Raw genomic sequence first — 18,661 nt, forward strand, 5'->3', positions numbered from 1 at the left:
CGCAGCACGCCGCTGACGCCCCGGGTTCAAAGATCCTCCTATGCCCCATAGTCCACGTTACCGCGTGCTGGAGGTGCTGCACCACGGTGCAGATACCCTCCTCTACCGCGCGCGGAGCGAGGAGGACGGCCGATCGGTGGTGCTCAAGGTCCTGCGGCGCGACCACACGAGCCCCCACGCTCTCGGGCGGCTCCAGCACGAGCACGAGATCGCCAGCGCGCTCGATACGGCGGTCGTCGTCAAGGCCTACGCGATGGAATCGCTCGGCGACCAGGCCGCGCTGGTCCTGGAGGACTTCGGTGGCCGCTCGCTCGACCGGCTGCTCGATGGCGACGGGCCGATGCGCGGGATGAGCGGGATGACGATCGAGCGCTTCCTCCCCCTCGCCCTCCGCATCGCCGCCGCGCTCGCCGAGCTCCACCGACACCACGTCATCCACAAGGACATCAAGCCCCAGAACCTGCTCTACAACCCCGACACCGGCGAGGTGAAGATCACCGATCTCGGCATCGCCTCCCTCTCCCCCCGCGAATCCCAGGACCTCGTCCACAACAGCCTCATCGAGGGGACGCTGGCTTACATGGCGCCTGAGCAAACAGGCCGGATGAACCGCTGGATCGACGAGCGGACCGACCTGTACTCCCTCGGCGTCACCTTCTACGAGATGCTGACGGGCGCCCTGCCCTTCCAGGCCAGCGATCCCGTCGCGTGGGTCTATTGCCATATCGCGCAGAGCCCGGTCCCACCCCACGCGCTCGTCCCCTCGATTCCACCGGTCCTGTCCGAGGTCGTCCTCAAGCTGCTCTCCAAGGCCGCCGAGGAGCGCTACCAGAGCGCCCTCGGCCTGCGCCACGACCTCGACGTGTGCTTCGCGAGGTGGCGGGTGACCGGCGAGATTCAGCCCTTCGCGCTCGGGGAGCGCGATCTCTCCGACCGGTTCCGCGTCCCGCAGCGGCTCTACGGCCGCGAGCACGAGGTCAAAGCGCTGCTCGCCGCGTTCGAGCGCGTGGTCGCGAACGGCCGGCCAGAGCTCGCGCTCGTGTCAGGGTACTCGGGCATCGGCAAGTCCTCGCTCGTCGCCGAGCTGCACAGGCCCGTCGTGCGCGAGCGCGGCTTCTTCCTCTCCGGCAAGTTCGATCAGACCGCGAGGGATGTCCCCTACCGTCCTTTCCTGCAGGCGTTCCGGGCGCTGTTTCAGGAGATCCTCGGCACGAGCGAGGAGCAGGTAGAGCGCTGGCGAGAGCGCCTCCGCGAGGCCCTCGACCAGAACGGCAGGCTGCTCGCCGACGTGCTCCCCGAGGTCGAGCTGCTCCTCGGCCCGCAGCCGCCCGTGCCCGAGCTTCCGCCCACCGAGGCACAGGCCCGGCTGCACGCGACGCTCCAGCGCTTCGTCGCCGCGTGCGCCCGGAAGGAGCACCCCATGGCGCTCTTCCTCGATGATCTCCAGTGGGCCGACGCGGCCAGCCTCCTCTTGCTCGAGCACCTCGCCACCCATGCCGGCGGCGCGCACCTGCTGCTGATCGGCGCCTACCGGGACAACGAGGTCGGCCCAGCGCACCCGCTCCGGCTCACGCTCGCCGAGGCCCGAAAGCGCGGCGCCGCGGTCTCCGAGCTCGTCCTCGAGCCGCTCTCCGCCGCCCATGTCCGGGCGCTCGTCGCCGAGGCGGTCCACGCGCCCGAAGCGCAGGTCGAGCCGCTCTCGCAGCTCGTCCACGAGAAGACCGGCGGCAACCCCTTCTTCGTCCTCCAGTTCCTGATCGCGCTGCACGAAGACGGGCTCATCGCCGTCGACGCAGAGCAGCGCATGTGGCGGTGGGACATCGCCGCGATCCGCGACAAAGGCTTCACCGACAACGTCATCGAGCTGATGGCCGGCAAGCTGAACCGGCTCTCGGTCCCGACGCGCGACGCGCTCAAGCTCGCCGCGTGCCTCGGCAGCAGCCTGGACCTCGACACCCTCGCGCTGCTCGCGCGCCGTAGCCCGGCGGAGCTCCGCGACGCGCTCGACGAGGCCGTCCGGGAGGGGCTGCTCCTCCGCCAGAGCAACGGAGTTCGATTTCTCCACGACCGGGTGCAGCAGGCCGCTTATTCGCTCATCCCGGCAGAGCAGCTCGCCGAGGTGCACCTCCGGATTGGCCGGCTCCTGTTGAAAGGGCGGCGCCAGGACGAGCGCGACGAGGTGCTCTTCGACGCCGTCGGCCACCTCAACCGCGGCGCCGCGCTCCTCCGTTCCCGGGCCGAGCGGGACGAGGTCGCCGCGCTGAACCTCCGCGCCGGCAGGAAGGCCAAGGCCGCCGCGGCCTTCCAGGCCGCCGCCGCGCTCTTCGCCGCGGGCCTCTCCCTGCTCGCGCCGGACTCCTGGGAGACGCAGCACGAGCTGACCTACGGCCTGACCTTCGAGCGCGCGCACGTCGCGTACATCACCGGCGCCATCGACGACGCCGAGCGGCTCCTCGAAGCGCTCGAGGATCGCGCGAGGACGAGGAGCGAGACGGCCGCCGTCGTCGAGCTCGTCATCACGCTGAAGGTCACCCGCGGGCAATACGCCCGCGCGGCGGAGATCGGGCTCGCGTGGCTCCGCACCTACGACATCGATCTTCCCTTCCTCCCCACCGACGCACAGCTCGAAGAGGAGACGAAGAGCGTCTGGCAGGCCCTGGGCGACCGGGCGATCGAGGACCTGATCCATCTGCCCGCCATGACGCACCCGGAGATCAAGGCCACGATGAGCGTGCTGCTGGGCGCTGGCATCCCCGCGTCCTTCGTGACCCCGAACCTGCCCTTTCTCATCGTCCTGCGCATGGTCCAGCTCAGCCTGCGCCACGGCAACGCCGAGAGCTCCCCTCACGCGTACATTTCCTTCGCGAGGATGTTCGGCCCGAAGTTCGGGCGATACAAGGAGGCCTATCGGTTCGGAAAGCTCGGCTGCGACCTCGCGGACAGGGGCGGCCTCCTCACCACGAAATCGGCGGTGTTCACCATCTTTGGACAGCATGTCGTCTTCTGGACACGCCACTACCGAGAGACGTATCCGTACTCGCGCGCCGGCTTCAGCGCCGCGGTCGAGTCGGGCGATCTGAACCACGCGTGCTTCAACCGCATGTGGGACGCGCTGTTCCGGCTGCTCTCCGGCGAGCCGCTCGCGGACGTGATCCATCAGATCGACGAGCGCCTCGGCTTCGTGCGCAGCGCCGGTCACCCGTTCGCCTATGGCATCCTCCTCGGCGCGCGCGGCATGATCCAGATGCTGCGAGGGAGGCCGGTCCGCCTCTCGATGCTCGATGGGTCCGAGCTGGATCTGCCGGCCTTCGAGGCGCGGCTCGGCGAGGGGGACCTGCAGAACGTTCAAAGCTTCTATCATGAAATGAAGGCCCAGGCGCTCTTCGTGCTCGGCGCTCCCGGAGAGGCGCTCGAGGCGGCGGCCCGCGCGATGATCGAGCATGGACACGGGGTCGTGCCGACCGCCCTCCTCGCCGAGAACTTCTATTATTCGGCGCTCGCGCTCGCGGCCCTCCTCGACGCGCCGCACGCGGAGCGGGAATCCTCGCCGCTGGAGCTCCCCGAGCAGCTGCTCGACTGCGAGCGGCGGCTCGGAGAGTGGGCCAGGAACGGCCCGGACAACTTCCTCCACAAGCACGCCCTGGTCCGCGCCGAGATAGCCCGGCTCCGCGGGCAGGAATCGGAGGCGATCCGGCTCTACGAGCAGGCCATCTCCTCGGCGCAAGAGGGCGGCTTCGTCCAGCACGAGGCCATCGCCTGCGAGCTCGCTGCCCGGTTCTACCACGCGCGCGGCCTCGCCACGGCCGCCGACGCTTACCTGGAGAAGGCCCGCGCCGCCTATTTTCGCTGGGGCGCCCACGCCAAGGTGGATCAGCTCGACCAGCGCTATCCCCACCTCGCCCCGCGCAAGCCGATCGCGCCCACCGTCACCTTCGCCGTGCGGGCCGAGCAGTTCGACGTCCTGTCCGTCGTGAAGGCCTCTCAGAGCATCTCCGGCGAGCTCAAGCTCCCGCGCCTGCTCGAGACGCTGCTGCGCATCGTGGTCGAGCACGCGGGCGCCGAGGAGGGCCATGTGCTCCTGGTCCGGCAAGATCGCGTGTCGACCGCGGCGGCGATCGCCGCGTCCGGCGGCGCGGCGCGGCTCCTCGACGCGGGCGAGGCGGCGGCCGCGCTGCCGCAGTCCATCCTCAACTACGTTCGCCGCAGCCACGAGCGCGTGCTGCTCGCCGACGCCGCCGCGAGGCACCCGTTCATGGAGGACGAGTATTTCGCCCGCAAGAGGCCGAGATCGGTGCTGTGCCTCCCGATCGTGCACCGGGCCCGGCTGCTCGGCCTGCTCTACCTGGAGAACAGGCTCGTCACCGGCGCGTTCACCCCAGGGCGGCTCACCGTGCTCGAGCTGCTCGCCTCGCAGTCGGCCATCTCGCTCGAGAACGCCATGCTCTATACCGACATCGAGCAGGAGAACGCCGAGCGGCGGCGGGCGGAGCGGGAGCTCCGTGAAAGCCAGGCCACGCTGCAGGCCATCGTCGACAACTCCGCCGCCGCCATCTACCTCAAGGATCGCGACGGCCGGTACCTGCTCGTCAACCGGCGGGCGAGCCGCAACATCGGCATGAAGGCCGAGCAGGTCATCGGCAAGACGGGCGCCGAGCTCTTGCCCGCTGCGTTCCTCGAGGCCACCAGCGACCACGACCGCAAGGTGCTCGAGGCGGGCGTGCCGATGGAGTTCGAGGAAGAGATTCTGATAGACGGGGAGCTGCGCACCCACCTGTCGATCAAGTTCCCGCTCGGCGAGGACGTCATGCCCGGCGTGCTCTGCGGCATCTCCACCGACATCACCGAGCGCAAGCGCGCCGAGCTCGCCGAGCGCTTCCTGGCCGAGGCGAGCCGGAGGCTCATGGCCCTCGGATACGGCGCGACCCTCGACAGCGTGGCGCAGCTCGCCGTGCCCGAGCTGGCCGATCACTGCGTCATCGACGCGGGCCTCGCTCACGGCGACCCGGCTCACGCGGTCACCGCGGGCGTGCCGCACGAGCTCGCAGGCGCGTTGATGGACGCGCTGCGGCCCCTGGCAGCGAGCTCTCTCGACCGCCCCGAGGTGGGCGAGCTCCGCGCTGCGCCGCGGCTCGAGCATCTCGGCATTCACTCCTTCCTCCGCGTCCCGCTCCTCGCGCGCGACCGGCGCTTCGGGGTCATGACCCTGCTGGCGACCGCGCCACGGCGCCGCTACGGCCCCGCTGACCTGTGGCTCGCCGAGGAGCTCGGGTTACGCGCGGCGCTCGCCCTCGACAACACCCGCCTGTTCGCCGACGCCCAGGTGGCGATCGAGCGCCGCGACGAGTTCCTCCTCGTCGCATCCCACGAGCTCAAGACGCCGCTCACCTCGCTCACGATGCAAGCGCACCTCCTCGCTCGGCTCTTGCCCCGCTTCCAGCGCGCCGAGGTCTCTCCGGAGCGCATCGACGCGGCGATCCAGGTCCTGAGCCGCCAGATCGCGCGCCTCGGCCACCTGGTCAACGAGCTGCTCGACGTCACCCGCCTGAACGCCGGCCACCTGACCCTCGCGCGCGCGCCGGTCGATCTGGCCGCCCTGGCGCGTGAGGTGTTCGAGCGGATGAAACAGCAGCTCGCCGATGCCCGCTGCCCCACGAAGCTCGACCTGGAAGGGCCCGTGGTCGGGGACTGGGATGCTTCTCGCATGGAGCAGGTCCTCATCAACCTCCTGTCCAACGCGATCAAGTACGGCGCGGGAGGCCCCGTTCACATCGTCGTGCGCGACGAGGGCGATCGCGCGCGGCTCGTCGTCCGCGATCACGGCATGGGCATCGCCGAGGCCGATCAGACAAGGATCTTCGAGCGCTTCGAGCGCGCCGTCTCCGTCCGCAACTTCGGCGGCCTCGGCCTCGGCCTCTACATCGTTCGATGGATCGTCACCTCTCACGGCGGCACCATCCGCGTCGAGAGCAAGCCGGGCGCGGGCGCCACCTTCATCGTCGAGCTGCCTTTGCGCCAGGCGGACGCCGAGGCCGACCCCCAGGGCGCTCCCTTCCCGCCGGAGTGAGCCTCCACCGGGCAGGCGCGCTCACTCGATCGGCCGCGACGGACACGCACCCTTTCCGTCCTCGCTTCCGCCGTGCATGACGGCTGCGCCGACGCAGGCGAGCCAGCGCGAGATCACGCCGCCGTTTGCTCGTGACGCGGCGCACCGCTTTTGGCAGTGTATCGAATTGGGCCATGGCACGTCGCTGACGCACCGGTTTCAAAGTTCTTCCTATGCCCCATAGTCCACGTTACCGCGTGCTGGAGGTGCTGCACCAAGGTGCGGATACCCTCCTCTACCGCGCGCGGCGCGACGAGGACGGCCGGCCGGTGGTGCTCAAGGTCCTGCGGCGCGACCACGCGAGCCCACGCGCCCTCGGCAGGCTCCAGCACGAGCTCGAGGTCGCCAGCGCGCTCGATACGGCGGCCATCGTCAAGCCGTACGCAATCGAATCGTTCGACGACCAGGCGGCGCTGGTCCTGGAGGACTTCGGCGGCCGCTCGCTCGATCGGCTGCTCGAGGGCGACGGGCCGATCCGCGGGATGGCGATCGAGCGCTTCCTCCTCCTCGCCCTCCGCCTGACAGCGGCGCTCGCCGAGCTGCACCGGCGGCACGTCATCCACAAGGACATCAAGCCCCAGAATCTGCTCTGGAATCCCAGCTCCGACGAGGTGAAGATCACCGATCTCGGCATCGCCTGCCGTCTGCCCTGCGAATCCCAGGACGTCGTCCACAACGGCCTCATCGAGGGGACGCTCGCCTACATGGCGCCGGAGCAGACAGGCCGCATGAACCGCCGGCTCGACGAGCGGACCGACCTGTACTCCCTCGGCGTCACCTTCTACGAGATGCTGACGGGCGCCCTGCCGTTCCGGGCCAGCGATCCCGTCGAGTGGGTCTATTGCCATATCGCGCAGAGCCCGGTCCCACCCCACGCGCTCGTCCCCTCGATTCCACCGGTCCTGTCCGCCGTCGTCCTCAAGCTGCTCTCCAAGGCCGCCGAGGAGCGCTACCAGAGCGCGGCGGGCCTGCGCCACGACCTGGACGAGTGCTTCGCGAGGTGGCGGGCGAGCCGCGCCATACAGCCCTTCGCGCTCGGCGGGCGCGATCTCTCCGACCGGTTCCGCGTCCCGCAGCGGCTCTACGGCCGCGAGCGCGAGGTGGAGGCGCTGCTCGCCGCGTTCGAGCGCGTGGTCGCGAACGGCCGGCCAGAGCTCGCGCTCGTCTCGGGCTACTCGGGCATCGGCAAGTCCTCGCTCGTCGCCGAGCTGCACAGGCCTGTCGTGCGCGAGCGCGGCTTCTTCCTCTCCGGAAAGTTCGATCAGACCACGAGGGATGTCCCCTACCTTCCTTTCCTTCAGGCGTTCCGGGCGCTGTTTCAGGAGATCCTCGGCGCGACCGAAGAGCAGGTCGCGCGCTGGAGACGCCACCTGCGGGAGGCGCTCGGCCAGGACGGCGGTCTGCTCGCCGACGTGCTCCCCGAGCTCACGCTCCTCCTCGGCCCGCAGCCGCCCGTGCCCGAGCTCCCGGCCACCGAGGCCCAGAGCCGGCTCCTCGCCGCGCTCCAGCGCTTCGTCGCCGCCTGCGCCCGGAAGGAGCACCCCGTCGCGCTCTTTCTCGATGATCTCCAGTGGGCCGACGCGGCCAGCCTCCTCTTGCTCGAACAGCTCGCCACCTACGCCGAGCCCGAATACCTCCTGCTGATCGGCGCCTACCGGGACAATGAGGTAGGCCCGGCGCACCCGCTCCGGCTCACGCTCGCCGAGGCCCGAAGACGCGGCGCCGCCGTCTCCGAGCTCGTCCTCGCGCCGCTCTCCGCCGCCCACGTCGGCGCGCTCGTCGCCGAGGCCGTCCACGCGCCCGAAGCGCAGGTCGAGCCGCTCTCGCAGCTCGTCTACGAGAAGACCGCCGGCAACCCCTTCTTCGTGCTCCAGTTCCTCTGCGAGCTGCACCAGGAAGGCCTCATCACGCTCGACGCCGAGCGGCGCGCATGGCGCTGGGACATCGCCGCCATCCGCGACAAGGGCTTCACCGACAACGTCGTCGAGCTGATGGTGGGCAAGCTCAAGCGGCTCTCCATCCCGGCGCGGGACGCGCTCAAGCTCGCCGCGTGCATCGGCAACACGCTGGACCTCGACCCCCTCGCGATCATCGCGCGCCGTCCGGCGGAGGAGCTCCGCGACGCGCTCGGGGAGGCGGTGCGGGAGGGGCTGCTCCTCCGCCGGGGCTCTGGCTATCGCTTCCTCCATGACCGGGTGCAGCAGGCCGCGTATTCGCTGATCCCGCCCGAGCAGCTCGCCGAGGTGCACCTCTGCATCGGCCAGCTGCTCGTGAAGGCGCAGCGCGCCGACGAGCGCGAGGACACGCTGTTCGAGATCGTCGGCCACCTCAACCGCGGCGCCGCGCTCCTCCGTTCCCGGGCCGAGCGGGACGAGGTCGCCGCGCTCAACCTCCGCGCCGGCAGGAAGGCCAAGGCCGCCGCGGCCTTCCAGTCCGCCGCGGCGCTCTTCGCCGCGGGCCTCTCCCTGCTCGCGCAGGACTCCTGGGAGACGCGGCACGAGCTGACCTTCGAGCTGACCTTCGAGCGCGCGCACGTGGCGTACATCACCGGCGGCTTCGACGAGGCCGAGCGGCTCCTCGAAGCGCTCCGCCAGCGCGCGAGGACCCATGGCGAGACGGCCGCCGTCGTCGAGCTCGCGCTCGCGTTCTACCTGACCCGCGGGCAATGCGCCCGCGGGGTGGAGATCGGGCTCGCGTGGCTCCGCAGCTGCGGCATCGAGCTTCCGCTCCACCCCACCGACGCACAGCTCGAAAAGGAGGCGGCGTGCGTCTGGCGGGCCCTGGGCGAACGGGCGATCGAGGACCTGATCCATCTGCCCCTCGTGAAGCACCCGGAGATCAAGATCACGATGGGCGTGCTGCATGCGATGGCCACGCCTGCGTTCTTCGCGGACGTGGACCTGCACTGTCTCATGGTCCTGCGCAGGGTCGAGCTCAGCCTGCGCCACGGCAACGCCGAGAGCTCCGCTTACGCGTACGCCGACTTCGCGAGGGTGCTCGGCCCCAGGTTCGGGCGATACCAGGAGGGGTATCTGTTCGGCAAGCTCGGCCACGACCTGGCAGAGCGGAGCGGCCTGCTCACCACGAAATCGGCGGTGTTCACCGTCTTTGGACAGCATGTCCTGTTCTGGACACGCCACTACCGAGAGACATATCCGTACTCGCGCGCCGGCTTCAGCGCCGCGGTCGAGTCCGGTGACCTGAACATGGCGTGCCTCAACTGCATCTGGGTCGCGCTGTTCAGGCTGCTCTCCGGTGAGCCGCTGGAGGACGTGCTCCGCGAGGTCGACGAGCGGCTCGGCTTCGTGCGGAGGGCCGGATACGCGTACGCACACAGCTCCCTCCTCGGCGCCCACGCGATGATCCAGGCGCTGCGCGGGAGGCCGGTCCGCGTCTCGATGCTGGACGGGTCCGAGCTGGATGCGTCGGCCTTCGAGGCGCGGCTCGACAAGGGGGATCTGCACCGGATCCGCAGCCGCTATTATAGCCTGAAGGCCCAGGCGCTCTTCGTGCTCGGCGCTCACGGCGAGGCGTTCGCGGCGGCGACCCGCGCGATCCACGAGAACCCCTTGAGGACCGAGCCGCACGCGCTCATCGCCGAGAATTGCTATTATCTCGCGCTCTCGCTCGCGGCGCTCGTCGACGCCGGGCGGGAGCGCGAGGCGCGCGAGGCGCATGATGCGCGGCCCTCCCCGCCGGTGGAGCTCCCCGAGCAGCTCCTCGAGTGCGAGCGGCAGCTCGGCGAGTGGGCCAGGAACGGCCCGGACAACTTCCTCCACAAGCACGCCCTGGTCCGCGCCGAGATCGCCCGGCTCCGTGGGCAGGAATCGGAGGCGATCCGGCTCTACGAGCAGGCCGCGTCGTCTGCGCAAGAGGGCGGCTTCGTCCAGCACGAGGCCATCGCCAGCGAGCTCGCCGCGGCGTTTTACCGCGCGCGCGGCCTCGCCACCCCCGCGGACGCCTGCCTGCAAAAGGCCCGCTCCGCCTATTTCCGCTGGGGCGCCCACGCCAAGGTGGAGCAGCTCGATCAGCGCTATCCCCACCTCGCCCCGCGCCAGGCGATCGCGCCCACCGTCACGTTCGCCGTGCGAGCCGAGCAGTTCGACGTCCTGTCCGTGGTCAAGGCCTCTCAGAGCATCTCCGGCGAGCTCCAGCTCCCGCGCCTGCTCGAGACGCTCCTGCGCGTCGCGATCGAGCACGCGGGCGCCGGAGAGGGGCACGTCCTCCTGGTCCGGAAGGATCGCCTGTCGATCGCGGCGGCGCTCTCGACATCCGGCGGTACGGCGCGGCTCCTCGACGCGCGCGAGGCGGCGGCGGCCGCGCTACCGCGATCCGTGATCAACTACGTTCGCCGCAGCCACGAGCGCGTGCTGCTCGACGACGCGACCGCGAGGCACCCGTTCCTGGAGGACGAGTATTTCAGGCAGAGGGGGTCGAAATCGGTGCTGTGCCTCCCGATTGTGCGGCATACCCGGCTGCTCGGCCTGCTTTACCTGGAGAACAGGCTCATCACCGGGGCGTTCACCCCCGGGCGGCTCAGCGTGCTCGAGCTGCTTGCGTCGCAATCGGCCATCTCGCTGGAGAACGCCATGCTGTATGCCGAGGTCGAGCGGGAGAACGCCGAGCGGCGGCGGGCCGAGCAGGCGCTGAAGACCAACCAGGCGACCCTCCAGGCCATCGTCGACAACTCCGCTGCGTCCATCTACGTCAAGGATCGCGAAGGCCGGCTCCTGCTCGCCAACCGGCACGTGCGCGCCGTCATGCGCATGCCGATCGAGGCGATCGTCGGAAAGACGGTCGCCGAGATCGTGTGTTCTCCGGTCGTCGAGGCCTTGCACGACCACGACAGGAAGGTTCGCGAGACGGGCGCGCCGATGGAGTGGGAGGAGGAGCTGCCGCTGGAGGACGGGCTTCACACCTTCCTGTCGGTCAAGTTCCCTCTCGGGGAGGAGGTCATGCCCGGCGGGCTCTGCGGCATCTCCACCGACATCACCGAGCGCAAGCGCGCCGAGCTGGCCGAGCGCTTCCTCGCCGAGGCGAGCCGCAAGCTCATGGCCCTCGGCTACGGCGCCACCCTCGACAGCGTGGCGCAGCTCGCCGTGCCCGAGCTGGCCGACTGGTGCGTCATCGACGTGGACCTCGCCGACCGGGCCCCGGGAACCACGGTCACCGCAGGCGTGCCGGACGGGCTCGAAGGTGCGGTGATGGACGCGCTGCAGTCCCTGGCTGCGAGCTCTCTCGACCGCCCCGAGGTGGGCGAGCTCCGCGCTGCGCCGCTGCTCGAGCAGCTCGGCGTTCACTCCTTTCTCCGGGTCCCGCTCCTCGCGCGCGACCAGTCTTTCGGGGTCATGACGTTTCTGGCGACCGCGCCCCGACGCCGTTATGGCCCTGCCGACCTGCGGCTCGCCGAGGAGCTCGGGAGCCGCGCCGCGCTCGCGCTCGACAACAGCCGTCTGTTCGCCGAGGCGCAGGAGGCGATCGAGCGCCGGAACGAGTTCCTCCTCGTCGCCTCGCACGAGCTCAAGACACCGCTCACCTCGCTGAAGATGCAGGCGCACCTGCTCGAGCGGCTGCTGCCCCGCTACCGGCGCGCGGAGATCTCCCCGGAGCGCATCGACGCCGCGCTCCAGGTCCTCAATCGGCAGATCGCGCGCCTCGCCCACCTGGTCAACGAGCTGCTCGACGTCACCCGACTGAACGCCGGCCGGCTCACCCTCACGCGCGCGCCGTTCGATCTGGCGGCCCTGACGCGAGAGGTCGTCGAGCGGATGAGACAGCAGCTCGCGAGCGCGCGTTGCCGCGCCGAGCTCGATCTGGAAGGGCCCGTGGTCGGGCACTGGGATGCCTCTCGCATGGAGCAAGTCCTCATCAACCTCCTGTCCAACGCGCTCAAGTACGGCGCGGGGGCTCCCATTCACGTCGTCGTGCGCGGCGAGGGCGATCGCGCGCGGCTCGTCGTCCGCGATCACGGCATCGGCATCGCCGAGGCCGACCAGGCCAGGATCTTCGAGCGCTTCGAGCGCGCCGTCTCCGTCCGCAACTTCGGAGGTCTCGGACTCGGCCTCTACATCGTTCGGTGGATCGTCACCTCTCACGGCGGCGCCATCCGCGTCGAGAGCCAGCCGGGCGCGGGCGCCACGTTCGTCGTCGAGCTGCCTTTGCATGCGGCGGAGACAGAGACGGACGGCCAGGATGCCCTGCTCCCGCAGGCGTAGGTGCGCGCTGCGCGCTCGCTACCCGACTGCGCGTCAGCAGCTCGCTTTCCGTCCACGCCATCGCCATGCCTGGGCGAGGGAGTCGCCGCAGGCGAGCTGGCGCGAGGACGCGCCGCCGTTTGCCCGTGACGAGGCGCACCGCTTTTGGCAGTGTAGCGAGTTGAGCCGCAAGGCGTCGCTGGCGCCTCGGTTTTCAAAGATCCTCCTATGCTCGATAGTCCACGCTACCGCGTGCTGGAGGTGCTGCACCAAGGTGCGGATACCATCCTCTACCGCGCGCGGCGCGAGGAGGACGGACGGCCGGTGGTGCTCAAGGCCCTGCGGCGCGACCACGCCAGCCCCCGCGCCCTCGGCAGGCTCCAGCACGAGCTCGAGGTCGCCAGAGCGCTCGATTCGTCCGTCGTCATCAAGGCCTATGGGATCGAGCCATTCCGCGACCAGGTGACCCTGGTCCTCGAGGACTTCGGCGGCCGCTCGCTCGACCGGCTGCTCGATGGCGACGGGCCGATGCGCGCGATGGGCGGGATGCGCGGGATGGCGGTCGAGAGCTTCTTCCCCCTCGCTCTCCGCCTGACCGACGCGCTGGCCGAGCTGCACCGCCATCACATCATCCACAAGGACATCAAGCCCCAGAACCTGCTCTGCAACCCCGACACCGGCGAGGTGAAGATCACCGATCTCGGCATCGCCTCCCTCTCCCCCCGCGAAGCCCAGGAGCTCGCCCACGACGGGCTCATCGAGGGCACGCTCGCGTACATGGCGCCTGAGCAGACGGGCCGTATGAACCGCCGGATCGACGAGCGGACCGACCTGTACTCCCTCGGCGTCACCTTCTACGAGATGCTGACGGGCACCCTGCCCTTCCAGGCCAGCGACCCCGTCGGGTGGGTGCACTGCCACATCGCCCAGGCGCCGCAGCCGCCGCACGCGCTCGTCCCATCGATTCCACCGCAGCTCTCCGCCGTCGTCCTCAAGCTGCTCTCCAAGGCCGCCGAGGAGCGCTACCAGAGCGCCCTCGGCCTGCGCCACGACCTCGACACGTGCTTCGCAAGGTGGCAGTCGACCGGCGCCATCGAGCCCTTCCCGCTCGGCGGGCGCGATCACTCCGACCGGTTCCAGGTCCCGCAGCGGCTCTACGGCCGCGAGCGCGACGTGGAGGCGCTGCTCGCCGCGTTCGAGCGCGTGGTCGCGAACGGCCGGCCAGAGCTCGTGCTCGTCTCGGGCTACTCGGGCATCGGCAAGTCCTCGCTCGTCGCCGAGCTGCACAGGCCCGTCGTGCGCGAGCGCGGCTCCTTCCTCTCCGGCAAGTTCGAGCAATTCAAGCGCGACGTCCCTTACCACGCCTTTCTCCGGTCGTTCCGGGCGCTCTCGCGAGAGCTCCTGTGCGCGAGCGAGGAGCAGCTCGAGCGCTGGCGACAGCGCCTCCGCGAGGCCCTCGGCCAGGACGCCAGTCTGCTCGCCGACGTGCTCCCCGAGCTCACGGTCCTCCTCGGCCCGCAGCCGCCCGTGCCCGAGCTCCCCCCCGCCGAGGCGCAGAGCCGGCTGCTCGCCGCGCTCCGGCGCTTCGTCGCCGCCTGCGCCCGGAAGGAGCACCCCGTCGCCCTCTTCCTCGACGACCTGCAATGGGCCGACCCCGCCAGCCTCCTCCTGCTCGAGCAGCTCGCCACCTATACCGGCTCCGAGCACCTGCTGCTGATCGGCGCCTACCGCGACAACGAGGTCGGCCCTGCGCACCCGCTCCGGCTCGCGCTCGCCGAGGCGCAGAAGCGCGGCGCCGCCGTCTCCGAGCTCGTCCTCGCGCCGCTCTCCGCCGCCCACGTCGGCGCGCTCGTCGCCGAGGCCGTCCACGCGCCCGACGCGCAGGTGGAGCCGCTCTCGCAGCTCGTCCACGAGAAGACCGGCGGCAACCCCTTCTTCGCGCTCCAGTTCCTCATCGCCTTGCACGAAGAGCGGCTCATCACCTTCGACGCCGACGAGGGCGCATGGCGGTGGGACATCGCCGCCATCCGCGACAAGGGCTTCACCGACAACGTCGTCGAGCTGATGGCGGGCAAGCTCAAGCGCCTCTCGGCCTCCGCGCACGACGCGCTCAAGCTGGCCGCGTGCCTCGGCAGCAGCCTGGACCTCGAACCCCTGGCGGTGGTCGCGGGCCGTCCAGCGGCGGAGCTCCGCGACGCGCTCGAGGAGGCCGTGCGGGAGGGGCTCCTGCTCCGCCGGGGCTCTGGCTATCGCTTCCTCCATGACCGCGTGCAGCAGGCCGCGTATTCGCTCATCCCGGCAGAGCAGCTGGCCGAGGTGCACCTCCGGATCGGCCAGCTGCTCGTGAAGGCACGGCGCGCCGACGAGCCCGACGAAACGCTCTTCGATGTCGTCGGCCACCTCAACCGCGGCGCCGCGCTCCTCCGTTCCCAGGCCGAGCGCGACGAGCTCGCCGCGCTGAACCTCCGCGCCGGAAGGAAGGCCAAGGCCTCCGCGGCCTTCCAGTCCGCCGCCGCGCTCTTCGCCGCGGGCCTCTCCCTGCTCGCGCAGACCTCCTGGGACGCGCAGCACGAGCTGACCTACGACCTGACGCTCGAGCGCGCGCACGCCGCGTACATCACAGGCAGCTTCGACGAGGCCGAGCGGCTCCTCGAAGAGCTCATGGAGCGCGCGAGGACCAGGACCGAGACGGCCGCCGCCGTCGAGCTCATCGTCACGCTCCAGTTGATCCGCGGGCAATCGGCCCGCGCCGTGGAGATCGGCCTCTCGTGGCTCCGCACCTGCGACATCGCTCTTCCACGCCTCCCCACGGACACACAGCTCGAAGAGGAGACGAAGGGCGTCTGGCAGGCCCTGGGTGACCGGGCGATCGAGGACCTGATCCACCTGCCCTCCATGACCGACCGGGAGGTCAAGCTGACGATGGGTGTGCTGGAGGGCGCGGGCATCGCGGCGTCCTTCATGACCCCGAACCTCTACTTTCTCATCTTCCTCCGCATGGTCCAGCTCAGCCTGCGCCACGGCAACGCCGAGGGCTCCGCTGTCGCGTACACGTCGTTCGCGAGGATGTTCGGCCCGAGGTTCGGGCGATACGAGGAGGCCTATCGGTTCGGCAAGCTCGGCCACGACCTGGCGCAGAGGAGCGGCCTCCTCACCACGAAATCGATGGTGTTCGCCACCTTCGGACACCATGTCGTCTTCTGGACACGCCACTACAGAGAGACGTATCCGTACGGGCGCGCCGGCTTCAGCGCCGGGGTCGAGTCCGGCGCGCTGAGCATGGCGTGCTTCAACTGCATGTGGGACGCGCTGTTCCACCTGCTCTCCGGCGAGGCGCTCGACGACGTGCTCCACGAGGTCGACGAGCGCCTCGGCTTCGTGCTCAGCGCGGGTTTCGCGTTCGCGCACGGCGCCCTCGTCAGCGCCCACGCCATGATCCAGGCGCTGCGCGGGAGGCCGGTCCGCTTCGCGATGTTCGACGGCTCCGAGCTGGATACTCCGGCCTTCGAGGCGCGGCTGAAGGAGGGAGAGCTGGAGACCGCGCGCGAATTCTATTACAGCTTGAAGGCGCAGGCGCTCTTCGTGCTCGGCGCTCCCGGGGAGGCGCTCGAGGCGGCGACCCGCGTCGTCACCGAGCAACCCTTCTGGAACCAGCCGCACGCGCTCATGGCCGAGAGCTTCTATTATCTCGCGCTCTCGCTCGCGGCCCTCTCCAGCGCGCCGCACGCGGAGCGCGACTCCCCGCCGCAGGAGCTCCCGGACCAGCTGCTCGACTGCGAGCGACAGCTCGGCGCGTGGGCCGCGAGCGGCCCCGACAACTTCCTCCACAAACACGCCCTGGTCCGCGCCGAGATCGCCCGGCTCCGCGGGCAGGACCTGGAGGCCATCGGCCTCTATGAGCAGGCCATCTCCTCGGCGCGCGAGGGCGGCTTCGTCCAGCACGAGGCCATCGCCTGCGAGCTCGCCGCCCGGCTCTACCGCGACCGCGGCCTGTCCACGCCCGCAGACGCTTACCTCCAGAAGGCCCGCGCCGCCTATTTCCGCTGGGGCGCCCACGCCAAGGTCGATCAGCTCGACCAGCGTTATCCCTTCCTCGTCGAGCGAAAGCCGATCGCACCCACCGTCACCTTCGCCGTCCGCGCCGAGCAGTTCGACGTCCTGTCCGTCGTCAAGGCCTCTCAGAGCATCTCGGGAGAGCTCAAGCTCCCGCGCCTGCTCGAGATGCTCCTGCGCACCATGGTCGAGCACGCGGGCGCCGAGCGGGGGTGCGTCCTCCTGGTCCGGGGCGAACGCCTGTGGAGCGCGGCGATCGAGGCGCCGGGGGGTGCGGTGCGGATGCGCGACGCGGGCGAGGCCCCTTCGGCCGCGCTGCCGCAATCCATTCTCAACTACGTCCGCCGGAGCCACGAGCGCGTCCTGCTCGACGACGCCTCCGCCAGGCACCCGTTCTCGGAGGACGAGTATTTCACGCGCAAGCGGCCGAGATCGGTGCTGTGCCTGCCGATCGTGCGGCAGGCGCGGCTGCTCGGCCTGCTCTACCTGGAGAACAACCTCGTCACCGGCGCGTTCACCCCGGGGCGGCTCACCGTGCTCGAGCTGCTCGCCTCGCAGTCGGCCATCTCGCTCGAGAACGCCATGCTCTATACCGATATCGAGCAGGAGAACGCCGAGCGGCGCCGGGCGGAGCGGGAGCTCCGTGAGAGCCAGGCCACGCTGCAGGCCATCGTCGACAACTCCGCCGCCGCCATCTTCCTCAAGGATCGCGAGGGCCGGTATCTGCTCGTCAACCGCCAGGCGAGCAACGTCGCCGGCCTGCCGGGCCATCGGCTCCTCGGAAGGACCGACGCCGAGCTCTTGCCCGCTGCGCTCGCCGAGATCATCGGCGATCACGACCGGCGGGTGCTCGAGACAGGCGAGCCGCTCGAGTTCGAGGAAGAGGTGACGATGGAGGACGGGCCGCACACCTTCCTGTCGCTCAAGTTCCCTCTCGGGGAGGAGGTCATGCCCGGCGTGCTCTGCGGCATCTCCACCGACATCACCGAGCGCAAGCGCGCCGAGCTCGCAGAGCGTTTCCTGGCCGACGCGAGCCGCAAGCTCATGGCCCTCGGCTACGGAGCCACCCTCGAGAGCGTCGCGCAGCTCGCCGTGCCCGAGCTCGCCGACCGGTGCGTCATCCACGTGGAGCTCCCCAGCTGCACCGCGGGACACACGGTGACCGCGGTCACGGCGGGCGTGCCGGCCGAGCTCGCAGGCGCGGTGACGGACGCGCTGCGGCCCCTGGCAGCGATCTATCCGGACCGCCCCGAGGTGGGCGACGTCCGCGCCGCGCCCCGCCTGGAGCAGCTCGGCGTTCACTCCTTCCTGCGCGTCCCGCTCCTCGCCCGCGACCGCGACCGGCGCTTCGGGGTCATGACCCTGCTGGCGACCGCGCCCCGGCGCCGGTTCGGCCCTGCCGACCTGTGGCTGGCCGAGGAGCTCGGGCTCCGTGCGGCGCTCGCGCTCGACAACACCCGCCTGTTCACCGAGGCGCAGGAGGCGATCGAGCGCCGGAACGAGTTCCTCCTCGTCGCCTCGCACGAGCTCAAGACACCGCTGACCTCGCTCACGATGCAAGCGCACCTCCTCGCCCGGCTCCTGCCCCGCTACCGGCGCGCCGAGGTCGCTCCGGAGCGCATCGACGCCGCGATCCAGCTCCTCAACCGCCAGATCGCGCGCCTCGCCCACCTGGTCAACGAGCTGCTCGACGTCACCCGCCTGAACGCCGGCCGGCTCTCCCTCGCGCGCGCGCCCGTCGATCTGGCCGCCCTGACGCGCGAGGCCGTCGAGCGAATGAGACAGCAGCTCGCCGACGCCCGCTGCCGCACCCAGCTCGACCTGGACGAGCCGGTGGTCGGGGACTGGGATGCTTCTCGCATGGAGCAGGTCCTCATCAACCTGCTGTCCAACGCGATCAAGTACGGCGCGGGAGCCCCCATTCACGTCGTCGTCCGCGGCCTGGAAGGCCGCGCGCTGCTCGTCGTCCGCGATCACGGCATGGGCGTCGCGGAGGCCGACCAGGCCAGGATCTTCGAGCGCTTCGAGCGCGCCGTCTCCGTCCGCAACTTCGGCGGTCTCGGCCTCGGCCTCTACATCGTTCGGTGGATCGTCGCCTCTCACGGCGGCACCATCCGCGTCGAGAGCACGCCAGGCGCGGGCGCTGCGTTCATCGTCGAGCTGCCTTTGCATGCGGCGGAGGCAGAGACGGACGGCCAGGGAACCTTCCTCCCGCCGGCGTAAGCGTTCTCCGGGAGCCTCAGGCGGCACGGACGCGCCGCCGTTTGCTCGTGACGAGGCGCGGCGCTTTTGGCAGTGTACCGGGTTGAAC

At 70.4% G+C, this 18,661-nt stretch carries 3 protein-coding genes; all 3 read left to right on the forward strand.

Annotated features, from left to right (window positions below):
- Positions 1-40: 40 nt before the first annotated feature.
- Positions 41-6,064 carry an AAA family ATPase gene (locus WMF14_RS30205; protein WP_437791699.1) on the forward strand — a complete coding sequence of 2,008 codons (6,024 nt, stop codon included), beginning with the start codon at positions 41-43 and terminating at the stop codon, positions 6,062-6,064.
- A gap of 212 nt (positions 6,065-6,276) precedes the next feature.
- Entirely contained in the window at positions 6,277-12,318 is a 6,042-nt protein-coding gene (locus tag WMF14_RS30210) for an AAA family ATPase (RefSeq protein ID WP_437791701.1), read from the forward strand.
- A gap of 207 nt (positions 12,319-12,525) precedes the next feature.
- Positions 12,526-18,573, forward strand: coding sequence for an AAA family ATPase (locus WMF14_RS30215; protein WP_437791704.1), 6,048 nt, complete (start codon positions 12,526-12,528; stop codon positions 18,571-18,573).
- Positions 18,574-18,661 lie beyond the last annotated feature (88 nt).

Source organism: Sorangium sp. So ce693 (assembly GCF_051521375.1).
Classification (GTDB): Bacteria; Myxococcota_A; Polyangia; order Polyangiales; family Polyangiaceae; genus Sorangium; species Sorangium atrum.

Bases quoted from the DNA above. Each gene is read 5' to 3' on its own strand.
- WMF14_RS30205 (WP_437791699.1), top strand. From the start codon at position 41: ATGCCCCATAGTCCACGTTACCGCGTGCTGGAGGTGCTGCACCACGGT.
- WMF14_RS30210 (WP_437791701.1), top strand. From the start codon at position 6,277: ATGCCCCATAGTCCACGTTACCGCGTGCTGGAGGTGCTGCACCAAGGT.
- WMF14_RS30215 (WP_437791704.1), top strand. From the start codon at position 12,526: ATGCTCGATAGTCCACGCTACCGCGTGCTGGAGGTGCTGCACCAAGGT.